Origin of the sequence: Arthrobacter sp. UYCo732, from assembly GCF_040547265.1 — a bacterium.
GTDB lineage: Bacteria > Actinomycetota > Actinomycetes > Actinomycetales > Micrococcaceae > Arthrobacter.
Genome location: NZ_JBEPPJ010000027.1, coordinates 24370 through 43112 on the forward strand (window position 1 = coordinate 24370; position 18743 = coordinate 43112).

Sequence of the window (18743 nt, forward strand, 5' to 3'; positions counted from 1 at the left end):
AAATAACTGAAGCACGCACAACACTTTCGCGAGCATCGTGACATGAGTCGCTACGACCCTCATGGAACCACTGACCATCGTGAACTTCGTGCTCTCGCGGACAGCGCTTGGAGCTTCGATCATGGCCTACCGCGCCAACTCCAAGGTCCGCAACGACGAAGGAAGCTGACCGGGGTCAGGGCGGGTCTGCCACGCGGCAGGCCCGTCCCTACCGCGCCGGACCGTCCTGGAGACCGTCGGCAGTGTACTTCTGGGTGCGCCTGATCGTGTCCGTCATGGCCCGTACGGACTCCGGGTCGTCTTGCCAGCGGCATCGTCCCGTGTGCAGGCATGGAACGAGGTCACCCCTGACTCTTTAGCCGCCTGACGCAGCTCGGCCCACGCCCACTGCCACCGTACCAAGCCGGTCCAACAAATCTCAGCCCAGATGCATGCTCGCGGGGCTCGCACCCGTTTTGGGCGTCCGCTGGCGCGGCCGGCTGTTGGATGGTGCGGGTCCGTCGCAGAGCTCCTGCCCGTCATCACCTGTTTGTCTACGACGATGCTCCTACAGTCGTCAAATCAGGCGTCGCGGGCTCGCATACGTGGGCTGAAGCTGGTAGTTGTTCTGGCCTCAGGGCCAGTCAGCAGAGAAATCCTGTGGAGGCCACCATCGGGATCGTGGGTGAACCGCGAATCTGCGTCCGCTGACCTCTGTAGGCCTGATCTGCACGAGATGCTCTTTGAGGCCAGGCTCCCATGGTTCACGGTCAGGGCCCGCCTCTTCCAGGCTGGTCGGGTCACCGTTGAACGGGGCTGGTATTCCTTTGACTACAACGCTCCAGACCTCGGTGCCATAGGGGTTAAGGCCGTCAGTTTCCAAGGCCACCGCAACGCCGGTAAGGAGTGCCCGCAGCTTCGTTCCCGGCGCGGTGCGGAAAACCAACATTTGCCCTAGGGTCAGGAAGTTCACTGGGAAGATTTCGGGGCTGGTGCCATTGATCACTGCCAGCCTCCCGATGTAGGAGGACTGAAGATATTCCCAACAATCGGCCAATGCAAGGGTTTCCGTTTGAGGTCCTGGCTGGAAAGTGCTCATGAGGCTGATCCTAAACCTTCATGTGGTGCGGTCAGCGCTGGGCACCGGCGAAGGATCGGCGTCTTCGGGTGCCCTTCCATTGAAGTGAAGCTTGCCTTCGCCGGGGGTCGGCGGGGCGCCTTTATGGCCTGCGCCGTGTAGACGATCCGCCGCGACCATAACCATCGCGCGCCCGATCAGCCCCGGCCCCTTGGCGACGGAATGGACGAAGGGTTTCGCTTCCGTCATATGGATTGTCGGTAGCCGAAGAACTCGTGGTCGTTGTTGTAACCGCCCAGCCCGCCCCCGATGTCGGCAAAGCTTTCGACGAACTCGATCGCCTGGATCCACTTCACCATTTTGAATCCGAGTTCGACTTCGTTGCGGAGGCGCAGTGGTGCACCGTGGCCGAAGGACACGGGTGCGCCGTTCATGTCGTAGGCGAGCATCGTCAGGTGGTAGCTCATCTGCCCGATCGCGTGGGCGTCATAGTAGAGACCGCCCTCCGGGCCGCTGGCGAACGAGTAGAAGATCACCCATTTCGCTTCGGGTTTCGGGCGGACGGTGTCCAGGATGGTCTGCATGGAGACGCCGCCCCATTTGGCCACGCCGGACCAGCCTTGGATGCAGAAATGCTGCGTGATCTGCTCATGATTAGGAAGTGCTCGAAGTTGCTTGAGGGACAATTCGACTGGGTTCTCGACGAGGCCGCCGACAGCGAGCTTGTAATCGACGAAGCCGTTCGCCTGGAGTTGCTTGTAGTTCGCGCTGTCGGGGTAGTTGCCGTTGTGCCAGAAATAGGGCGAGATGTCCTTCTCTGTGTACTCGCCGGGCGTCGAGTCGACGTGCTCGAACAGCCGCTGTGCGGGTCCGACGAGTGCGAACCCCACGCGTTGCACGACCCTCGGATGGCGATACGTGAACGGGGTCGCGGCGACCCACGCGATGATGATCACGACCATCGAGGCTGCGAAGATCCAGAACCCGGTCCAGGATGAGGTGTTCTGCGACGCGTACATGTGGTTGAGATTTCGCAGGGCGCCGGTGGTGAACACAAGAGTGACATGGATGACGATGAAGAGGAGGAACCAGCACAGCACGAGAAAGTGCAGGGACCGGGCGACCTGGATGCTGAAGAGTCGGCTCACCCAACGGAACCGGGTGGACAGTGCCGGGGACATGCCCAGCCCGGTGAGGAGCGCTACAGGCGGGGCGATGAACACCGTGATGAAGTATGCGAGCAGTTGCAGGCTGTTGTAGTTGTTCCACCCGCTCTCGGTCGGCCACTGCAGCGAGAGGTACTGGATCGCGACCGAAACGGCGTTTGGAAAAACATCCCACCGCAGCGGAACCAGCCGCATCCATTGGCCGGTGGTGAACAGCAGGATGTAGAAGACAAGACCGTTCGCCAGCCACAGCGTGTCGATGCCCAGATGCCACCAGCGGGCCAGACCGATCGAGTGCCGCCGACCCGGCAGGCCGACACCGTCCGGGAGCGTGATGGAGTCCTGTTTCGCGGTGTAGAGCGGGGTTGTGGGCACTGGTTTCTGCACCCGGAACCAGTCCTTGCCCGGCGTCGCGTGCCGAGTCCAGTAGAGCCGCGGATGGTCCGCGATGATCGTTACTCCGGACCGGATGATGAAGATCATAAAGAACATGTTGAGGAAGTGCTGCCAGCCGACCCACGCGGGGAATCCAACCGGAGCATCCCCCGGCGGCTGTGACTCGCCGGGATAACGCTGCATGAATGCCTGCACGGTAGGCAGTTCACGGATGCCCTGGGCGACTGCCACACCGACGATCAGCATCAGCAGCCCGATCGGGATCAGCCAGAGAAGGTTGAACCATTTGTTCTGTCCGATTCTGATCCTTGGCGCCACCCCGTATTGCGGCTGGACCCCTCCAGCCCAATGCTCGTCAACTGCCGAATACCGGGCGGCGTCGAGCTCGCTGCGCAAACGCATCCGTGCCCCCGCCCCGAAATCGGCGGCGGGAGGCGGCGGTTCATTCAAAGATTCACCCATACGCCTAACCTAGCCCTCACGAGAACAAGCGGCGCATCGCTCCATGTCCCCGCAGTCGCAGCAAGCCGGGAACGGATTGGCGGCATTCATGGTCTACCGGGATGCCACAGACGCGCCAGGGCACCAGCGCTCCGGGAGTCCGCGGGAGCGGCTGCGCCGCGAGTTCGCCGGCCTCGGCCACGCCGTCGACCGGCTGCTGGAACTGTGCCCCGAGCATCCGTACGACGACGTCGTCGCACAGGTTGTCATGCCGGGCTGGCAGAGGGGCGGACCGTTCTCGTGGGGGACGCCTGCGGGGCCGTGTCGCTCCTCGCGGGTCAGGTATGGGACAGCTTCACATACATACAGCGGGGTTACTCCGTCCTCTGTGAACGAGTGCATCCCGACCGCTCCCGCCTGTGTCCAACAGCCACGCGACCTAGGAATCCTTCAACAAGCCTGGTCACCGCGGGCTGTGCCCGAAAGAATTCCCGGCCTTCCCGGTATGTACACGGTCCGCTATATTCGATTCCCGATGAGAGCAGTTATGCGGGCCAGTGTGTCGGTTGACCTGCCCTTCCTGCATACAGCGTTTCATTCAATTGAACCAGGGAAAAGCCCGATGAATTAGCTCAACGTGTCGGCAGCGAGGCGTGGGCGTGCCTCGAAAGTTGGACTGAAAAATTTAGTTCTGGAATTTCGGGGGAGCAGTTTCATGGATAAGAGAAGGTCGCTATCGCAGGAACGACCAAAAGGGAGTTGATACTGGTGAGGCCAACCCCACCCCGGTCGGGAATCGAGTACTACAGTGGAGACATGGCTGCCAGCCGCAATCCGCTCGAAGACCTGCGCGAAACCATCGGCCATCTGGCCGATCAGCTCAAGCTGCCCGGTTCGGGGCGCGTCGACGACCTGGTCGGCGATCTCATCGGTGCGAGGCCCGGGCCGGCCCGGCCGCTGTCAGAGGTGCAGGCCGAACTCGACGCGCTGGTCGGACTGGAGACCGTGAAGGAACAGGTGCGGGCCCTCGTCGCACTGCTCCAGGTCCAGGCCCGCCGTAAGACGCACGGTCTGCCGGAGGTGGCCACATCACAGCATCTGGTGTTCCTCGGAAACCCGGGCACGGGCAAGACCACCGTGGCGCGGCTCCTGGCCGAGATGTACCGCGCGGTCGGTCTGCTGCAGAAAGGCCACCTGGTCGAGGTCGACCGTTCGGGCCTGGTGGGGCAGTACGTCGGCGCGACGGCCATCAAGACGGACCGGGTGATCCGGCGTGCGCTGGACGGCGTCCTGTTCATCGACGAGGCCTACGCGCTGGCCCCGGAGGACGGCCGGATGGACTTCGGCCCCGAGGCGATCGAGGTCCTGCTCAAGCGGATGGAGGACCACCGCCACCGTCTGGTTGTGATCGTGGCCGGGTACCCGCGGCTGATGGAGTCCTTTCTGCTCTCGAACCCCGGACTGCGCTCCCGGTTCGCCCGCGAGATCACGTTCCCTGACTACTCCGTCGACGCACTCCAGACGATCTTCCACCAGATGCTGGCCCAGCACGATTACACGCTGGAGCCGGGTGCGGACCAGATGCTGCGCCGCATCTTCACCGGGCTCCACGCGGGCGAGGACTCCGGCAACGCACGGTTCGCCCGCACGCTGTTCGAGCAGGCGCTCAACCGCCAGGCGCTGCGGCTGTCGCTCGACGAGGAACAAAGTCTCGACGCGCTCGATCGTGAGGCCGTCATGACGCTCACCGCGGACGACATCGTCGAGGCCGCGCTGGCCTTGGGCGAGGAGCCGGAGCCGGAACCGACGCCGAAACCGGAGCAGTCACGCTGGTGGCGCTGGCTGGTCTGACCGGATCTGCGGCGGCTGTCAGACGAATGCTGCGTTCGCTGCGGCTGGTCTGCAAGGTCCGGCGGAAGAAGCGCTACAACTCTTACCAGGGCGAGCAGGGCATCGTTGCGCCGAACCTGCTTAACCGGCAGTTTGATGCGACCTCGGACTTCACGGCCGGGCGGGGGATCCGGGCCCATCTCTTCCTGAATCCTGGGCTCCGCGCGTCCTAGACCAGCATCGGCTCCTCGCAGTGCCAGCAGGAGGTGAGGCTTCCCCCGACAAAAGTGTCCATTTCAGCCCGGATGGGGTGGGCGCCAACGGCTGATTCCGGGGAGGAAGAGCGGTCGTTCATCTCTGCAATCGACTGCTCGAACGCTTCGGCCTTTTTGCGTTCAGCGTCAGCGGCCGCAGCTTCCCGTTCCGCCGCGGCCTTCTGGACAGTCGCTTGGTCACTCGGTGATCCACGGTTCCAGGACGGACCGCGGCGGAGCAGGGCCTCCACAAATGCGCCGAGCTTCCCGGCGGCCCCTGATCGAGCCCCAGGTTAGCAGTCCACCTGCTTGCCGATCGCGGCTTCTACGGCTTCCGGCTCTGGGGCCAGGCCGCCGGCACGGGCGCGGACCTGATCTGGCGCATGACGACGTCGAAGCGGCAGCGATGCCGGCACGGCCCAGAACGGCAAACGTACAGCCCGCGGCCACAACCGCGAGCGGCTTGCGGCCGCGAACGGACCTTGACAACTTACGCAGGACGGAGGCGCTGGCTACATGCTCGTTGGTGGATCTACTGACTGTTTTTGGAGTTTTTGTCATCCCAGCGAACCTACGGGCCCCAGCTTAAATCCAGGTAACACTCTTGGTTATTCCAGGCAACCATTTGTCACCCAATCCACAATTCGTCTTGATGCCCATGGTAGAGAGTTCAAGCCCATGACGCATACGCAGCCGCATCGATGATGGCGTGATTCTGAGCTGCGGTCGCTGACGTCCCGGCATCGTCACCTGAGGTTCACCAAGCCGTCGCCCGTGGTTAATTACCGGTTAGTAACCATTGGAGGGCGCTTATATAGCACCCGAAATCCTCACCCGCGAAAGACTGGATTACTCATGCCTCACCTTCAGGCAAAACGCAGGTTCGCCCGCAAAGCCGCCGCCGCCGCAGGCGCGGCGGCCCTGGTCGCCTCGGCCCTGACATCGGGGCTGCTCGGCCTCGGCACCGAATCGGCGACCGCCGCCGAACATTCCTTAGAAACGGCAACACCGATCAAGCATGTGGTAGTGATCTTCCAGGAGAACGTCTCCTTCGACCACTACTTCGCCACCTACCCCAAGGCGGCCAACACGCCTGGGGAAACCCAGCAGGGCTCCGGCACCCCGGCGGCGGCCTTCACCGCCGGCAAGGACACGCCCAAGGACATCAACACCCTCGCCGGCGCCAAGCTCCTGGCACCGAACAACCCCAACTCGGTCCAGCCTGCCCGGTTGTCCCCGATGCAGGCCGTCACTTGCGATCAGGACCACGGATACAAGGCTGAGCAGAACGCCTACAACGGTGGGGCGGTGGACAAGTTCGTCCAGTTCACCAGCCGGGACGCCTGCGGCCCCAACCAGTACGGGCGTCCCGGGCTGACAATGGACTACTACGACGGCAACACCGTAACCGGGATCTGGAACTACGCCCAGAACTACGCGATGAGCGATAACCACTTCAGCACCGTCTTCGGGCCCTCCACCCCCGGCGCGCTGAACCTGATCTCCGGCCAGACCCACGGAGTGAAGGAATACAGCCCGGCCGGCCAGCCCGTCGCCACCCCGGCTACGGGAAGCAACACCGTCCGCCAACCGGACGCTAACGGGGTCGGCACCGTCATCAACGACCCGGACCCGGTCTACGACGACTGCTCGAACAACAGCCACACCAAAAAAGAGCCCGGCAACCTGGCTGGCATGACCGGTAAAAACATCGGTGACCTGCTCAACGCCCAAGGCACCTCCTGGGGCTGGTTCCAGGGCGGCTTCACGCCTACCACCGCCGCTACCGGCACCACCCCGGCGTCATGCCTGGCCAGCCACACGAACGCCGCCGGCGCCAAGGTCGTCGACTACTCCCCGCACCACCAGCCGTTCCAGTACTACGCCTCCACTGCCAACCCGCACCACCTGGCACCGGCGTCGGACGCAGAAATCGGCCACAACGGCCGGGCCAACCACCAGTACGACCTCACAGCGTTCAACAAGGTCCTCAACACTGACGACATGCCCGCGGTGTCCTTCCTGAAGGCGGGAATGTCCCAGGACGGCCACGCCGCCTACTCCGACCCGATCGACGAGCAAAAGTTCATCACCAACACCGTGAACCAGATCCAGAACTCCAAGAACTGGGAAAATACCGCCGTCGTGCTCGCCTACGACGACTCGGACGGCTGGTACGACCACGTCGCCGCACAGGTGAAGAACTCCTCCAATACCGCCCAGAACGCCGACAAAAAAAACCCCTCCACCGTCGATGACGCAGCCTGGTGCCAGAACGCGGCCGCCAAGGGTGTCCCCATGGCCGGTGGCTACGCCGACCGCTGCGGCCCCGGCCCGCGCCAGCCGTTGGTCGTTATCTCGCCGTACGCGAAGAAGAACTTCGTGGACCACACCCAGACCGACCAGGCTTCCATCCTGCGCTTCATCGAAGATAACTGGCATACCGGCCAGATCGGTGACGCTTCCGCCGACGCCACCGCCGGCTCCGTGAATGCGATGTTCAACTTCCACCACCAGCGGGACGAGAAGGTCCTGCTGAACGAACAAACAGGCACCGTCGTCTCAACCACCCCGACCCGCGACGGCAACGAAGACAACAACTCCAAAGAGGACAACTCCCAAGACAAAGACTCCAAAGACTAAGTCCCCTCGCCGCTCTGCCCAGGGCTGTCCTAAGCAATAACAAAACAAGCGCTGCCCGGCACCCCCGCCGGGCAGCGCTTCTCTTGTTAGTCCTCACATCCGGCGGGCTATCCGGCCGTAGTGCCGTGAAGGGGAACGAACCGTTCCACAGGGGATCCTCCAAGGGTCACTGTTCTCTTCTATAGTTATATGCTCCCAATCACGTGCTTGGTTCATAATCGTGGTATGAGAAGGACAGGAATTCTCCCCGAAGACGCGCCCGACCCTCGTGTCGAGCAGGCTGAGCGCCTGAAACGCATGCCCATCCCGGTGATGAGACTGGTGTCCCAGCCCTCGCTGGAGGACACGGATACCGTCGGTCCTGGGATATGGTCAGGACGCTCAGCGGATACAGTGAAATGACAGCGGGCGTCAGCTATACACTCTGGCGAACCCGATTGACCGCTTAGACCCAATAAATCTCACCGACGTCAACCAGCAGGCGCGCAGGGCGATCGAGGATGTTCCGCCGTGGCCCCGACCCGCGCGGCTGGTCGAGCAGGTAAAGCGAATGCTATACCGCAACTGTGGGAGCCCGTGCGAACTACCTGGCACCGTGACCCATCCGAGCGTACTTCGGTCCGCAGAGTGCTGGTCGACCACGTCAACTACATCCTCATGAACCAGTACCGGCACGAGCTCGGACTAAGCGACAACCCCTGGGACCAACCCGCACCCGCAGTGACCGACCGGATGGTCAGCGGTCAGGTGAGTGTCTTCGTCAATGGAGTCGAAGTACCCGGTGCTGAGGTCGATACGGACCCGTTCGTATACGGCATCGGCGCGGAACTAGCAGGCGGTGGCGTCGTGACCGCCGTGCTTTCCAAGCGCCGAGCCCAAGCGCATTCAGGTCCAGTTCACGACTCGGGGGTAAGGCGGCACGTCAGGAGCACCCCTCCCTCTGCCCAGCCGCAACGGGAGACCAAGTCTCGCCGGCGGATCTTCGCCCAGAACCACTGGGCTCCGTCTCCACGAGTAGGGAGCCGGTGGTTCATTTGGCGGTAAATCCATGTGTAGGCGTCCGCCATGCGCGGCGTTGCCTGCGAAGGGTTGGGCACGATGCGCCCTGTGGCGCAGAGTTCGTCATAGGCCTCGACGGACTGCACGGTTTGAAGGAGCAGAACGGGCGCGTGGATGTCGTAGGCGATCCTCCCTGCTGGAATGGCGTGGGTGCTGGGTGAAGTGCGAATGGGAAAGTGCGTGTGCCCATCCTGTCTGCACCCTCTGACATGGTGGTTAGGAATTGCTTCCGAGTGCTGGTCCATTCCGAGCCAAAGAGGCTCGTGGGGTTTTTGCTGCAGCCGATCTTCGCTTTTGCGGACTGCGTAACGTGAGTCAGTTCAATCGCTTTGTTCTACGTCCAGACGCCCTGGTTGCCGGATCCAGCGGCCCCGCTGTAGAGCGCTGATTCAGTTATCCGCCAGAAGCACGCAGTTACCCTGTGGGAGAAAGTGTGGCCCTCCGTGTGGCTGATTTGACCTGTCGGTGATTAGGATCAGGGTTGTAGTCCACATACTGCGCTGGCGAGAGCTTATCCCTGAAGAGGTACACGCGTGAGGGTTCAGAACTGTCTTGACGCATTGAAGGATGCTGCTCGTCTCGTTGATGCCCTGCGACTGGCCGACGATCTGGCAGTCCAAGCGAGTCAAAACGGCGGTGTGCGAAACATCCGCATACTCCGCAGCGCCATCAGTTCCAAGGACCAGATTGTCGCGATTGCAGCAACTCATGCGCTGGCGCAAATGGTTGACGAGGAGGCCGACATTGTCCTTTCCGAACTCCTCTCCAGCGAACATGGTTTTATTCGCGAGCACGCGGCGTGGGCGCACAGGTCCCGCCTTCCTCGCCCAGAATCCATGGGACGGCTTGTTGGGCTCGTCGCTTCGGGCGGATTTGCGGGGATGTTGTCCCAGCGAACCCTTGAAGCGTGGGGTTTTTCCGCGCCAGAAATCGTCTCCGTCTCCCTGGAAAGCGCGCTCCTTGGCGTCACGGAAGTAGAGAGCCGCTATCGGTTGGTGGAGACACTTGGCTTGGTGCAACACTCCATCGCCACGACGTTGTTGCTGCGCCTGGCAGATGACAGTAGCGAGGATGTGCCCGTCCGCATTGCCGCCGTCGCGGCCCTGGGACAACGAAAGGGCCAGCCAAAAATAGTCGATCTGCTGACCATTTTGGTGGAGGGCGGAGGTCATCTCGCCGAGGTAGCCAAGCTCTCCTTGCTGGACCTCGATGTCCTTGAAGTTCCAGATATAGGCGAGGCCATTCCGCAACAAGAGTCAAACCTGACGGTCGCCCAGCTTTTTCTGCACGCCGACATCGACGCGCACCTAAGCCATTCCGGCAGTGGAGACAACGGCGGAATCGCCACCTTGTTGGTGCGTCTGGGTGACGCCCTCGTGGCCGGCCAGCAGCGCGATCCGGATGACTTCCGTGTGAGCGAGGGCCATTGCCTGCAGGTTGACCGTGTGCTCACCCTTTCAATGGGTGACACGCAAGCGGCATCACAGAGTATGACAGCACTGGGGAACACCGAGCACGGTCACCTCTACGGCCGTATCCCGTTGCTGCAGGACCCCAAACAATCAGCGAATGCCTGGCCGTTTTTGGTCGCTGCCCGTCGTGGCATCAGCCGCATACTCAGGGCCGCCGGAGGCGTTGACGTGATTCACCTTCGGATGGCGGATATAGGCAGCCTGGCTGCCTTCGACGTCGCCCGGACCCTCGATATCCCGGTGGTCTTCACGGTGGCACCGGATCCGCACTCAGTCATCAACTCCATGGATCATGCAGGAACCCTCAACCGGGAGAACTTCGGGACCACTGATGAAATTGAACATTTTTGGTTTCGTGCCCGACTCGTTCAACGACTCGCCGCCAATTCAGCCCATACCGTGTTTTTCCCCCGACCAAATCTTCGGCACGACATCATCGAGCTGATTGGAATTGATATCGGCAAGGAACCCCAGCGGCACACCATTGTCCCCGAAGGCATCGATCTGGGAGTGGTTGACCGTGCGGTTCTTGAAGCCCAGTCCTTGGTTTCCGGGCAACCAGCGAGTCCGGCATTGCTGGAACTTCGAGACCTCCTCAACGATCTTCCAGCCGAACGCCGCGGGCTGCCCTTGCTGACCAGTGTTGGCAGGTTGCACCGGGTCAAGGGGATGTCCACCATTGTTGAAGCGTGGGCAGGCTCTGATCTGCGTCACCGGACCAACCTTTTGATCATTGGTGGAAATCTCCAAAACCCGTCAGCGGACGAACGCGAACAGCTTCAGCTGATCAACGGAACAGTCAGTCCAGAGGAACAGCGCCAGGAGGGTTTGTTGATTGCCGGTCACCGCCCGAACGACACCGTGGCCCGATGGGTCGCCGCAACCCGCACTGGAATGCCTGGTTTCGCGGCTCCGAAAGGTGTGTACGTCTGCGGGAGCCTCAAGGAAGAATTTGGCATAGCGCTGTTGGAGGCCATGGCCTCAGGTTTGCTGGTGGTTGGGCCGGATGCCGGTGGTCCAGCGACGTATGTGGAACAGGGGCTAACCGGATTTCTCACAACAACCTGGGACACTGCGTTGCTGAGTGAGGCCATCAGTGTTGCACTGGCGTGCGCAGCCAATGAAGTCACAGATGCCCGGGCTGCCTACGCGCGCAGTGTCGTCCAAGATCGTTTCACGATCGAAGCGATGGCCCACACGCTGACCCGGGTGTATTCCGACGTGCACCACAACGATGTTGAACTGCGACGAGAATTGATTGCCAACCCATGACACTTTTGATCATCAGCCCCGACTACGCCTCTCACCTCTATCCTCTGGCTGCCTTGGGAACCAGCTGGTTGGCCGCTGGCGAGCGGGTTGTGGTCGCGACCGGACCCGCCACGGCATCCATCGTGGAATCCTTTGGGTTTGAACATGCCTCCCTACAACTTAGCCGTGGCTCAAACCCTGGGGTGATCCGCGCCGAAGAACAGCCTGAAGGTGAGGATGATGCACTTCGCGGTTTTTTCTCGGCCACGCGCAACGGCATGATTGGGACTCTTTCCTTCCAGGCGGAGGCCCGCATGAACGACCTGATGTGGGAGCCTGTCAAGACGGCCAGGGCAGTGCAGTCGATCATCGAGGACATTGAACCGCAGACAATCATTGTCGATCATTTGGCTTTCAGCGCGCGTCTGGCCATGGTTGCCGCAGGGATCCATCATATCGACGTCGTCCTGGGCCATCCCACGGCATTGCCATTGCCCTTGGCAGCGGAGGTCTACGGGTATCCTCCGGCGTGGCCGGCTTCATTCTCTCCGGGTGAGACCGAACTGGAAGAGCTGAAGAACTTATGTGTGCAGGTCAGTGAATCGTTTACCGCTGAGTGGAACCTGGCGTTGGCCCAGCTGGCTCCCACGCTCCCGCCCTCACCCGACGCCTTCGCCGAGCACGGGGACCTGCTCGTTTTTAACTATCCTGCAGAGTTGGTGCCAACGCAACGGATGGGTCTCCTTCCGCAACACATATTCCTGGGCTCCTCCGTGCGTGCCGAGCCCACCGTCCCGCACGTCGCAGAGTGGATTGCCTCCACCAATGAGCCTTTTGTCTATGTGAGCTTTGGCAGCTTTCTTTCGGTGCGCTCCGACGTCCTCACCAAGGTCGTCACGGCACTGCGGGAATCCGGGATCCGAGCTGCCGTGGCTTACGGTTCAGCGGATTTTACGGCGCTCGGTGAAATTCCGGAGCATTGGCTGGTGGGTGAATTCCTGCCGCAGGTGACTTTACTGGAATCTGCCGCCGCCGGCGTAACCCACGGGGGCAACAACAGTGTCACTGAGTCCATGACGTTCGGCGTGCCGTTGGTGGTTCTACCCTTCTCCACGGACCAGTTCGCCGGCGCCGCGGCCCTTGAATCCACCGGCTTCGGAGCAGCCCTTGCACCGAATACTGCCACCGTGGAAGACATCAAAAGTGCTCTTGGAACCATGCTGGACCTTCCAGAGGACAAACGTGCGGCGCTGCATGAACTTGGGCGGACCCTGCGTCAAGGAGACGGGCCTACCCGGATTCGGACTGCAAGGAATGCATAGTTTGTGGCCGCTGCCTAGGCTCGCTGCGGGGTTCGCACCGCAGCGAACCCGTGCTCTCGCATCTGTTGCTCGCAGGCACCAATCGCGCCAATGAGCGTGACGGCCGCCGTCGTTTGCAGTTCCTGGCACAACACGCCGGCGTCCTGTCATGGGCGGAGGGGCTCCCTTCCAGTCCAGGCTGCCATCATACGAGTCTGTTTTCGACCCGAATGTCGTGAGAATATCCATGACCTTGGTTCAATCGGTAGTCGGTATCGAAAGTGATTCGTTTTCCCTGATTCTTTTGGACAGGCGCTGGCCTGAGGTCGGCGGCGCGGAAGTGGAGGAGTGGTATGTTCTAAATCCGCGGTTGAGCACGTCCTTGAGTTGGCCATGGGCGATTGGCTCCGGATGTGATCGTTCCAGACGGGAAGGGAAAGGAGGGTGGCCAACTGCGGGGAGTCAGGTCCTGATACTTCGTAACGCGTTGTCATCTCTTCGCTGGCTTTCTTGCTCCCTTTGGCTGCCGTCCCCTGGTCTCATCGCAGATGGCATTCGATCATGTAGCTTCCTGCGCTTTGGCCGATGAAATGTTTGGGAGAGGATGACCGAAATGAGGAAATTTCAATGTAGGCCTATGCCGCCGACTAAGACGGCCAGACACTACGGTGCCGCGACGTTGCCGCGGTCCCTGAACGGGCCGCAGTCGTTGGAGGGGTATGGAATACGGCAAAAGGACGTGTGGACAATGTCCACACTTTTAGCCTCGGATCGGGTCGTGCTAGGACCGTGCTGATTTAGGCGGTTCTGTGACGTCCGGGATTTCGGGAGGGCCATTTTTTGTGCCGGAGCCGGATGTCGGTTGGGGGCGCTGCGGGCTGAAATCCTGGTCCGTGGCCTGTCTTGGGCGCTTCGCGGGGTTTCTGGCCGTCGTTCAGGCCGGTCGGAGCCTATCGTGGGGGTGGATCAGCATTTTCCGCCCGTTCTTCGCCGTCGTGCACCGGCCCATCAGCGGGCAGCCTCCGCAGGCACTGCCGAAACTTGCCCGTCCTTTCGCGCTGACCGGGCGGGTGATCTTCGCCGGGCACGTCACGGTGTTCGCGGCATCGTCGATGGTGAAGTCTTCAACGGTGAACCCGTCGGGGACGGCACGGCCCAGCGGCATCGGTTTGATCACCGGGGTGTGCCCGGCGGCCTGAGCGCGGCCAGCAGGTCACCGCTGCCGTAGGCGGAATGGCCCAGCACCTGGACCTGTACGGTTCCGATGCTGGTGTCGGCGGCAATGAGTTCGGCACCGCGGGCCGCGTCGCTGTTCTGCGGGCCGGCCGCCGTCGATCTTCTTTTGCCGGCTCTTATGCGCGTGCCGGGTATCCGGGTCAACGGTGGAGATCACCCGGTCCGGGGCGACCTTGCGGGCGATCCTCTACCGACCGTCCGTGCCGTCGGAGCCTTCGGCCGGCTCGACGTCCTGCCCTGCGACCAAGGCCAGCAGGGCAGGTGTTTCCTGCTGCGCCTCATCGAGATATTCGGCATCGATACTGCCCAGCAGGGTCAGGGCGTCGGTAACCAGCGCCGACACGAGATCATCCCGGGCACCCCTGTCATCCCGGGCACCCCTGTCATCCCAGGCGATGTCCGGTTTTCCCGGTTTGGAGTAATCATGGCCCCTCAGACCCGTCACCACCAGGTCCGCGCCGGGGATTTCCCGGCCGACCCGGCGGATCTGCGCGATCAGCTGGGTGACCGTGTTCTTCACAACAAGGTTCCAGCCGCGCACTTTGGCGTTGACGATCAGGTCGGCGTTTTCGATCGGGGTGACAGACGTGACGGTCTCAACGGTGACGAGCGCGCGGACGGCACTAAAGGTTTTTATGCCGCTGCCTGAATTGTTTCCCCGGCAGCAGACTAAGGGTGCCGGAAAGAATCCGGGTGAGACTGCCCATGAGGGGTAGTGGCGGCGGTCAAATCTCGGGAATCCTGTCCCAACCCGCGCCGCGGCACTAGAGTGGCACCAACCACCGCCGAGCCGGCGGACGCCGATCAAAGGAGATTTTGCGTGTTCTCGAGCCCGTTCCCCTCTGTTGATATTCCCGACGTCAGCCTCTACGGGTACCTCTTCGGCGGTTTGAAGGAGGACGACCTGGACCGGGTCGCCGTCGTCGACGGCAGCAGCGGCGCGGAAACGAGCTACCGCGAGCTGCGCGACCGGATCAACGCCCTCGCCGGCTCCGTCGCCGCCCAAGGACTGGGCATCCACGGCGTGGCCGCCATCCTCTGCCCGAACATCCCGGGGTTCACCGTAGTGTTTCACGGCCTGCTCCGGGCGGGCGCCACCGTCACGCCCGTCAATTCGCTGTATACGGCCGACGAGATCGAAAAGCAGCTCACCGACGCCTCAGCCAGCTGGCTGTTCACGATCTCCGCCATGCTGCCCGCCGCCCGCGAGGCGGCCGGCCGGGCCGGGATCCCGGCGGACCGGCTGGTGGTGCTCGACGGCGCCGAGGGTCACCCCTCGCTGCAGGACCTGCTCACCAGCGGCGCGCCTGCCCCGGATATCAGCTTCGACCCCGCCACCCACGTCGCCGTGCTGCCGTACTCCTCGGGGACCACCGGACGGCCCAAGGGCGTGCGGCTCAGCCACCGGAACCTCGTCGCGAACGTGGCACAGTCGCGCGGACTGCTCAAGGTCCGGCCCGACGACCGTATCCTGGCGCTGCTGCCGTTCTTCCACATCTACGGACTGACCGTGCTGCTGAACCTAGCCCTTCGGGAGCGCGCCCGCCTGGTCACCATCCCGAAGTTCGAGCTCGCAGAGTTCCTGCGGATGGTCCAGGACCACAAGTGCAGCTACCTCTTCATCGCTCCCCCGGTGGCCGTGGCGCTGTCCAAGCACCCGCTGGTGGCGGACTATGACCTCAGCTCCGTGCACACCGCGCTGTCCGGAGCGGCTCCGCTGGACGGGGAACTGGGGGCGCGGCTGGCCGAGCGGCTGGGCTGCCGGGTCCTCCAGGGCTACGGCATGACGGAGATGAGCCCCGTCTCCCACCTGATCCCGGTCGATGCCACCGAGGTGCCGGTCAGCTCGGTGGGCTACACCGTGCCCAACATGGAATGCCGGCTGGTCGACCCTGCCACGGGGGAGGAGATCGAGGTCCCCGCCGAGGGAACCAGCGCCCCGGGCCATCTGCTTTGCCGCGGGCCCAATGTGATGCTCGGTTACCTGAACCGGCCCGAGGAGACGGCGGACACCCTCGATGCGGACGGCTTCCTGCACACCGGTGACATCGCGACGGTGCGGGCTGACGGTGTGGTGTCGATCGTGGACCGGCTCAAGGAGCTGATCAAGTACAAGGGCCACCAGATCGCACCGGCCGAGCTCGAGGCGCTGCTGCTCACACACCCTGGCATCGCCGACGCGGCCGTGATCGGAACCACCGACGCCGACGGCCAAGAGGTGCCGATGGCCTTCGTGGTCCGGCAGCCGGGCGCGGACGGCGAGCAGTTGGACGAGGCAGCCGTGGAAGAATTCGTGGCCGCGAGGGTGGCGCCGTTCAAGAAGATCCGGCGGGTCAGGTTCATCGACGCCGTGCCGAAGTCCTCCTCGGGCAAGATCCTCCGCCGGATGCTGAGGACAGCGGAGCCGGCACCGCAGCCCTAGACGCATGGTCCGGGAGTATGTCACCGATCCTGAAAAGCTGCCCGCTTCCAGTTCTTCCGGTGCTGCATTGCGTTGGTCCGGGCCGTAGCGAGCTTCACGACGGGTAGTTTTAGACTGCAGAGTCGCTTCACGTGGCCCGCTGCCCTTCTAGTCGCGGCCGGGGCGACGCGTTGGCGTCTGGGTAGAATTCGCCAACTGGTGTTCCGTGTTAATGGCTTGTTTGCGTTTCATCTTGCCCAGGAGATAATCCGCTGATTTGGTCCAGGTGAATGGTTTGGCGTCCTGGTTGTAGTTCTCGATGTAGCGTTCCATGGTTTCTTCCAGCTCTTTCACCGAGCTGAAGGTCCCGGGTTTGCGGCACTGGCGGGTGATGATCCCGAAGAAGATCTCCACCATGTTCAGCCAGGAACAGCTGGTCGGGGTGAAAAGCAGGCGCATGCGCGGGTTGTCGGCCAGCCAGTCCTTCACGTTCTGGTGCTTATGCGTCGCATAGTTGTCGCAGATGACATGCAGCTCGATTCCGGGGTGGGCGTCGGCGACCCGGCCCAGAAAATCGACGAACTCGATGTTGGTGTGCTTGGGATAGAAGGCGTTCGCGCTGAGTTTGCCCGTGAGGACCTCAAGGGCGGCGAACAAGGTGGTGGTGCCGTTGCGCTTGTAGTCATGGGTCTGCTGCAGCGGGTGCGTCGGGGACAGCGGTTGGTCAGGGCCGGTGCGGGAGCTCGCGGAGGATGCCGTAGAGACTCAGGCTGCCCCAGGCGCTTTTGGGCGTGTCAGGCGCAGTGTGGTGATGAATAAGTGGGCGGCGGTGACGAGGGTGGCGTGGTGGTGCCAGCCGAGCCAGGTGCGGCCTTCGAAGTGGTCCAGGCCGAGTCCGGTTTTCAGTTCGCGGTAGTCGTGCTCGATGCGCCACCGGATTTTGGCGATCCGGACGAGTTCCTTCAGCGGTGTCGTCTCGGGCAGGGTGGAGAGCCAGTAGTCGGTGGGTGCGGGTGCGCCTTTGGGCCATTCGGCGAGCAGCCACTCGGCGGGGAGGGAACCGTCCTCGGCGCGGGGGATGTCGCGGTTGGCTGCCCGGACGCGCAAGGCGATGAACCGGGAGGTCATCGAGGCGAGTTTGTTGTTGGTGGTGGACTTGGTGCCGTGCCTCCAGGTGACCTGATGCAGCTTCCGGCGGCCGGCGTCCATGACGAGGTCTTTGAGTGACTGCGGGTCCTCGAGGTAGCGGCGCCGGGCCGGGCGTGGGGCCTTGCCGGCGTACTCGGGCACGTCGATGGGAGCGTCTTGGAGGTGCGCGGTTGTGGAGTGCTTGACGGCGACCATGTAGGGGATCGCCCGTTCGCTGAGTCCGGACCGGAACGCGGTGATCTCCCCGTAGCCGGCGTCCCCGACCATGATCGGGGGACGGTAGCCCCAGGCGCGGAGTTCGTCGATCATCTCCAACGCCATCGCCCACTTCGTACGATGGCGTTGGAGTTCGGGGATCTGCGCCTTGGCCCGGCGGGCGGCGATCATTTCGGCTTGGGCGTTCGTGTCCGCGCAGGTGTCATCCCAGGCTTCGGGCACATAGAGCCGCCAGTCCAGGGGGCAGGAGGCCTGGTCGGTGGCCGCGTGGATGCTTACGGCTATCTGGCAGTTGCCGATCTTGCCCAGGGTGCCCGAATACTGCCGCGCGACGCACGGCGAGGAGCCACCGTCCTTCTTAAACCCGGTATCGTCAACCACCCACGCGTCGGGGCCGATCACCTCCACGGCCTTGCGCACCAGGACCCGGCGGACCGGCTCGGGCTTCCACGGCGAGGACGAGACGAACTGCTGCAGCTGCTGGTAATCGACCCCGAGCCGTTCGCCCATCGGCTGCATCGATTTCCGCCGCCCGTCCAGCATCAGACCGTGCAGATACAGGTTCCCCTTGTTCCGCTGATCCGTCCGCGGCAGCGAAGCAAACACGTCCGCCACAAACGCTTCCAGCTCCGTTTTGGTCTCGGCAAGCTCATCCGGTTTCATGCCTCGAAAATTAACAGGATCGGTCAGGGATTAAAAGCCGCCACGCCGACCTAACTAAGTACTACTAGAGGATTGTCGAGGTGGAGCCGGCCCTCGGTGCCTGTGATCTCCAACTAGGTGCGTGGGTCAGAAATGACAGGCCCTAATTCTTAAAACGCCGACAGAATAACCATGTCCTCGTAGGGGCGGCTGGGAGAATCGTGGGCAT

Annotated in this window: 14 protein-coding genes and 1 pseudogene; 7 read left to right on the forward strand and 8 right to left on the reverse strand. The window is 62.7% G+C overall.

Features of this window, described 5'->3' with window-relative positions:
• Nucleotides 1–613 precede the first annotated feature (613 nt).
• Both ABIB45_RS21095 and ABIB45_RS21100 read right to left on the reverse strand, forming a co-directional pair.
• Nucleotides 614–1078 (reverse strand): pyridoxamine 5'-phosphate oxidase family protein, encoded by a 465-nt coding sequence (locus ABIB45_RS21095; RefSeq protein WP_354217806.1) that lies wholly within the window; start codon nucleotides 1076–1078, stop codon nucleotides 614–616.
• A gap of 224 nt (nucleotides 1079–1302) precedes the next feature.
• On the reverse strand, nucleotides 1303–3081 hold the full coding sequence (locus ABIB45_RS21100; RefSeq protein ID WP_354217807.1) for a molybdopterin-dependent oxidoreductase: 1779 nt from the start codon (nucleotides 3079–3081) through the stop codon (nucleotides 1303–1305).
• A gap of 795 nt (nucleotides 3082–3876) precedes the next feature.
• Between ABIB45_RS21100 and ABIB45_RS21105 the strand changes: the two genes are divergently transcribed.
• Entirely contained in the window at nucleotides 3877–4911 is a 1035-nt protein-coding gene (locus tag ABIB45_RS21105; protein ID WP_354217808.1) for an AAA family ATPase, read from the forward strand.
• The gene (locus ABIB45_RS21110; protein ID WP_354217809.1) at nucleotides 4893–5123 is read left to right on the forward strand and encodes a hypothetical protein; all 231 of its coding nucleotides are present in this window, start codon (nucleotides 4893–4895) and stop codon (nucleotides 5121–5123) included. Before ABIB45_RS21105 ends, ABIB45_RS21110 begins: the two co-directional genes overlap by 19 nt.
• Here ABIB45_RS21110 and ABIB45_RS21115 read toward each other — a convergent pair.
• A complete protein-coding gene (locus ABIB45_RS21115; RefSeq protein ID WP_354217810.1) occupies nucleotides 5120–5395 on the reverse strand; it encodes a hypothetical protein in 276 nt (91 codons plus the stop codon). The two genes, ABIB45_RS21110 and ABIB45_RS21115, sit on opposite strands and share 4 nt — an antisense overlap.
• 604 nt (nucleotides 5396–5999) lie before the next feature.
• On the opposite strand from ABIB45_RS21115, the gene ABIB45_RS21120 reads away from it, so the two are divergent.
• From ABIB45_RS21120 to ABIB45_RS21135, 4 genes are all read left to right on the forward strand, one after another.
• A complete protein-coding gene (locus ABIB45_RS21120; protein ID WP_354217811.1) occupies nucleotides 6000–7787 on the forward strand; it encodes a phospholipase C in 1788 nt (595 codons plus the stop codon).
• A 1592-nt stretch (nucleotides 7788–9379) separates the two neighbouring features.
• The gene (locus tag ABIB45_RS21125) at nucleotides 9380–11590 is read left to right on the forward strand and encodes a glycosyltransferase (RefSeq protein WP_354217812.1); all 2211 of its coding nucleotides are present in this window, start codon (nucleotides 9380–9382) and stop codon (nucleotides 11588–11590) included.
• Entirely contained in the window at nucleotides 11587–12891 is a 1305-nt protein-coding gene (locus tag ABIB45_RS21130) for a glycosyltransferase (RefSeq protein ID WP_354217813.1), read from the forward strand. The genes ABIB45_RS21125 and ABIB45_RS21130 overlap by 4 nt, the downstream gene beginning before the upstream one ends.
• A 788-nt stretch (nucleotides 12892–13679) precedes the next feature.
• Nucleotides 13680–14069 carry a hypothetical protein gene (locus ABIB45_RS21135; RefSeq protein ID WP_354217814.1) on the forward strand — a complete coding sequence of 130 codons (390 nt, stop codon included), beginning with the start codon at nucleotides 13680–13682 and terminating at the stop codon, nucleotides 14067–14069.
• Here ABIB45_RS21135 and ABIB45_RS21140 read toward each other — a convergent pair.
• The 3 genes and pseudogenes from ABIB45_RS21140 to ABIB45_RS21150 all read right to left on the reverse strand — a co-directional run.
• On the reverse strand, nucleotides 14044–14250 hold the full coding sequence (locus ABIB45_RS21140; protein WP_354217815.1) for a hypothetical protein: 207 nt from the start codon (nucleotides 14248–14250) through the stop codon (nucleotides 14044–14046). The two genes, ABIB45_RS21135 and ABIB45_RS21140, sit on opposite strands and share 26 nt — an antisense overlap.
• 43 nt (nucleotides 14251–14293) lie before the next feature.
• A complete protein-coding gene (locus ABIB45_RS21145; RefSeq protein ID WP_354217819.1) occupies nucleotides 14294–14626 on the reverse strand; it encodes a hypothetical protein in 333 nt (110 codons plus the stop codon).
• A gap of 3 nt (nucleotides 14627–14629) precedes the next feature.
• Nucleotides 14630–14914: pseudogene (locus ABIB45_RS21150) on the reverse strand (hypothetical protein); the annotation flags it as partial.
• A 12-nt stretch (nucleotides 14915–14926) separates the two neighbouring features.
• Here ABIB45_RS21150 and ABIB45_RS21155 point away from each other — a divergent pair.
• The gene (locus tag ABIB45_RS21155; RefSeq protein ID WP_354217816.1) at nucleotides 14927–16528 is read left to right on the forward strand and encodes an AMP-binding protein; all 1602 of its coding nucleotides are present in this window, start codon (nucleotides 14927–14929) and stop codon (nucleotides 16526–16528) included.
• 147 nt (nucleotides 16529–16675) lie between these two features.
• Here the strand turns inward: ABIB45_RS21155 and ABIB45_RS21160 are convergent, their stop codons facing one another.
• Both ABIB45_RS21160 and ABIB45_RS21165 read right to left on the reverse strand, forming a co-directional pair.
• On the reverse strand, nucleotides 16676–17224 hold the full coding sequence (locus tag ABIB45_RS21160; protein ID WP_354217818.1) for an IS630 family transposase: 549 nt from the start codon (nucleotides 17222–17224) through the stop codon (nucleotides 16676–16678).
• A gap of 48 nt (nucleotides 17225–17272) precedes the next feature.
• Entirely contained in the window at nucleotides 17273–18535 is a 1263-nt protein-coding gene (locus tag ABIB45_RS21165) for an IS701 family transposase (protein WP_354217817.1), read from the reverse strand.
• Between the last annotated feature and the right edge of the window lie 208 nt (nucleotides 18536–18743).

Coding starts and splice junctions, on each gene's coding strand:
- ABIB45_RS21095 (WP_354217806.1), bottom strand. CDS start 1,078: ATGAGCACTTTCCAGCCAGGACCTCAAACGGAAACCCTTGCATTGGCC.
- ABIB45_RS21100 (WP_354217807.1), bottom strand. CDS start 3,081: ATGGGTGAATCTTTGAATGAACCGCCGCCTCCCGCCGCCGATTTCGGG.
- ABIB45_RS21105 (WP_354217808.1), top strand. CDS start 3,877: ATGGCTGCCAGCCGCAATCCGCTCGAAGACCTGCGCGAAACCATCGGC.
- ABIB45_RS21120 (WP_354217811.1), top strand. CDS start 6,000: ATGCCTCACCTTCAGGCAAAACGCAGGTTCGCCCGCAAAGCCGCCGCC.
- ABIB45_RS21130 (WP_354217813.1), top strand. CDS start 11,587: ATGACACTTTTGATCATCAGCCCCGACTACGCCTCTCACCTCTATCCT.
- ABIB45_RS21165 (WP_354217817.1), bottom strand. CDS start 18,535: ATGAAACCGGATGAGCTTGCCGAGACCAAAACGGAGCTGGAAGCGTTT.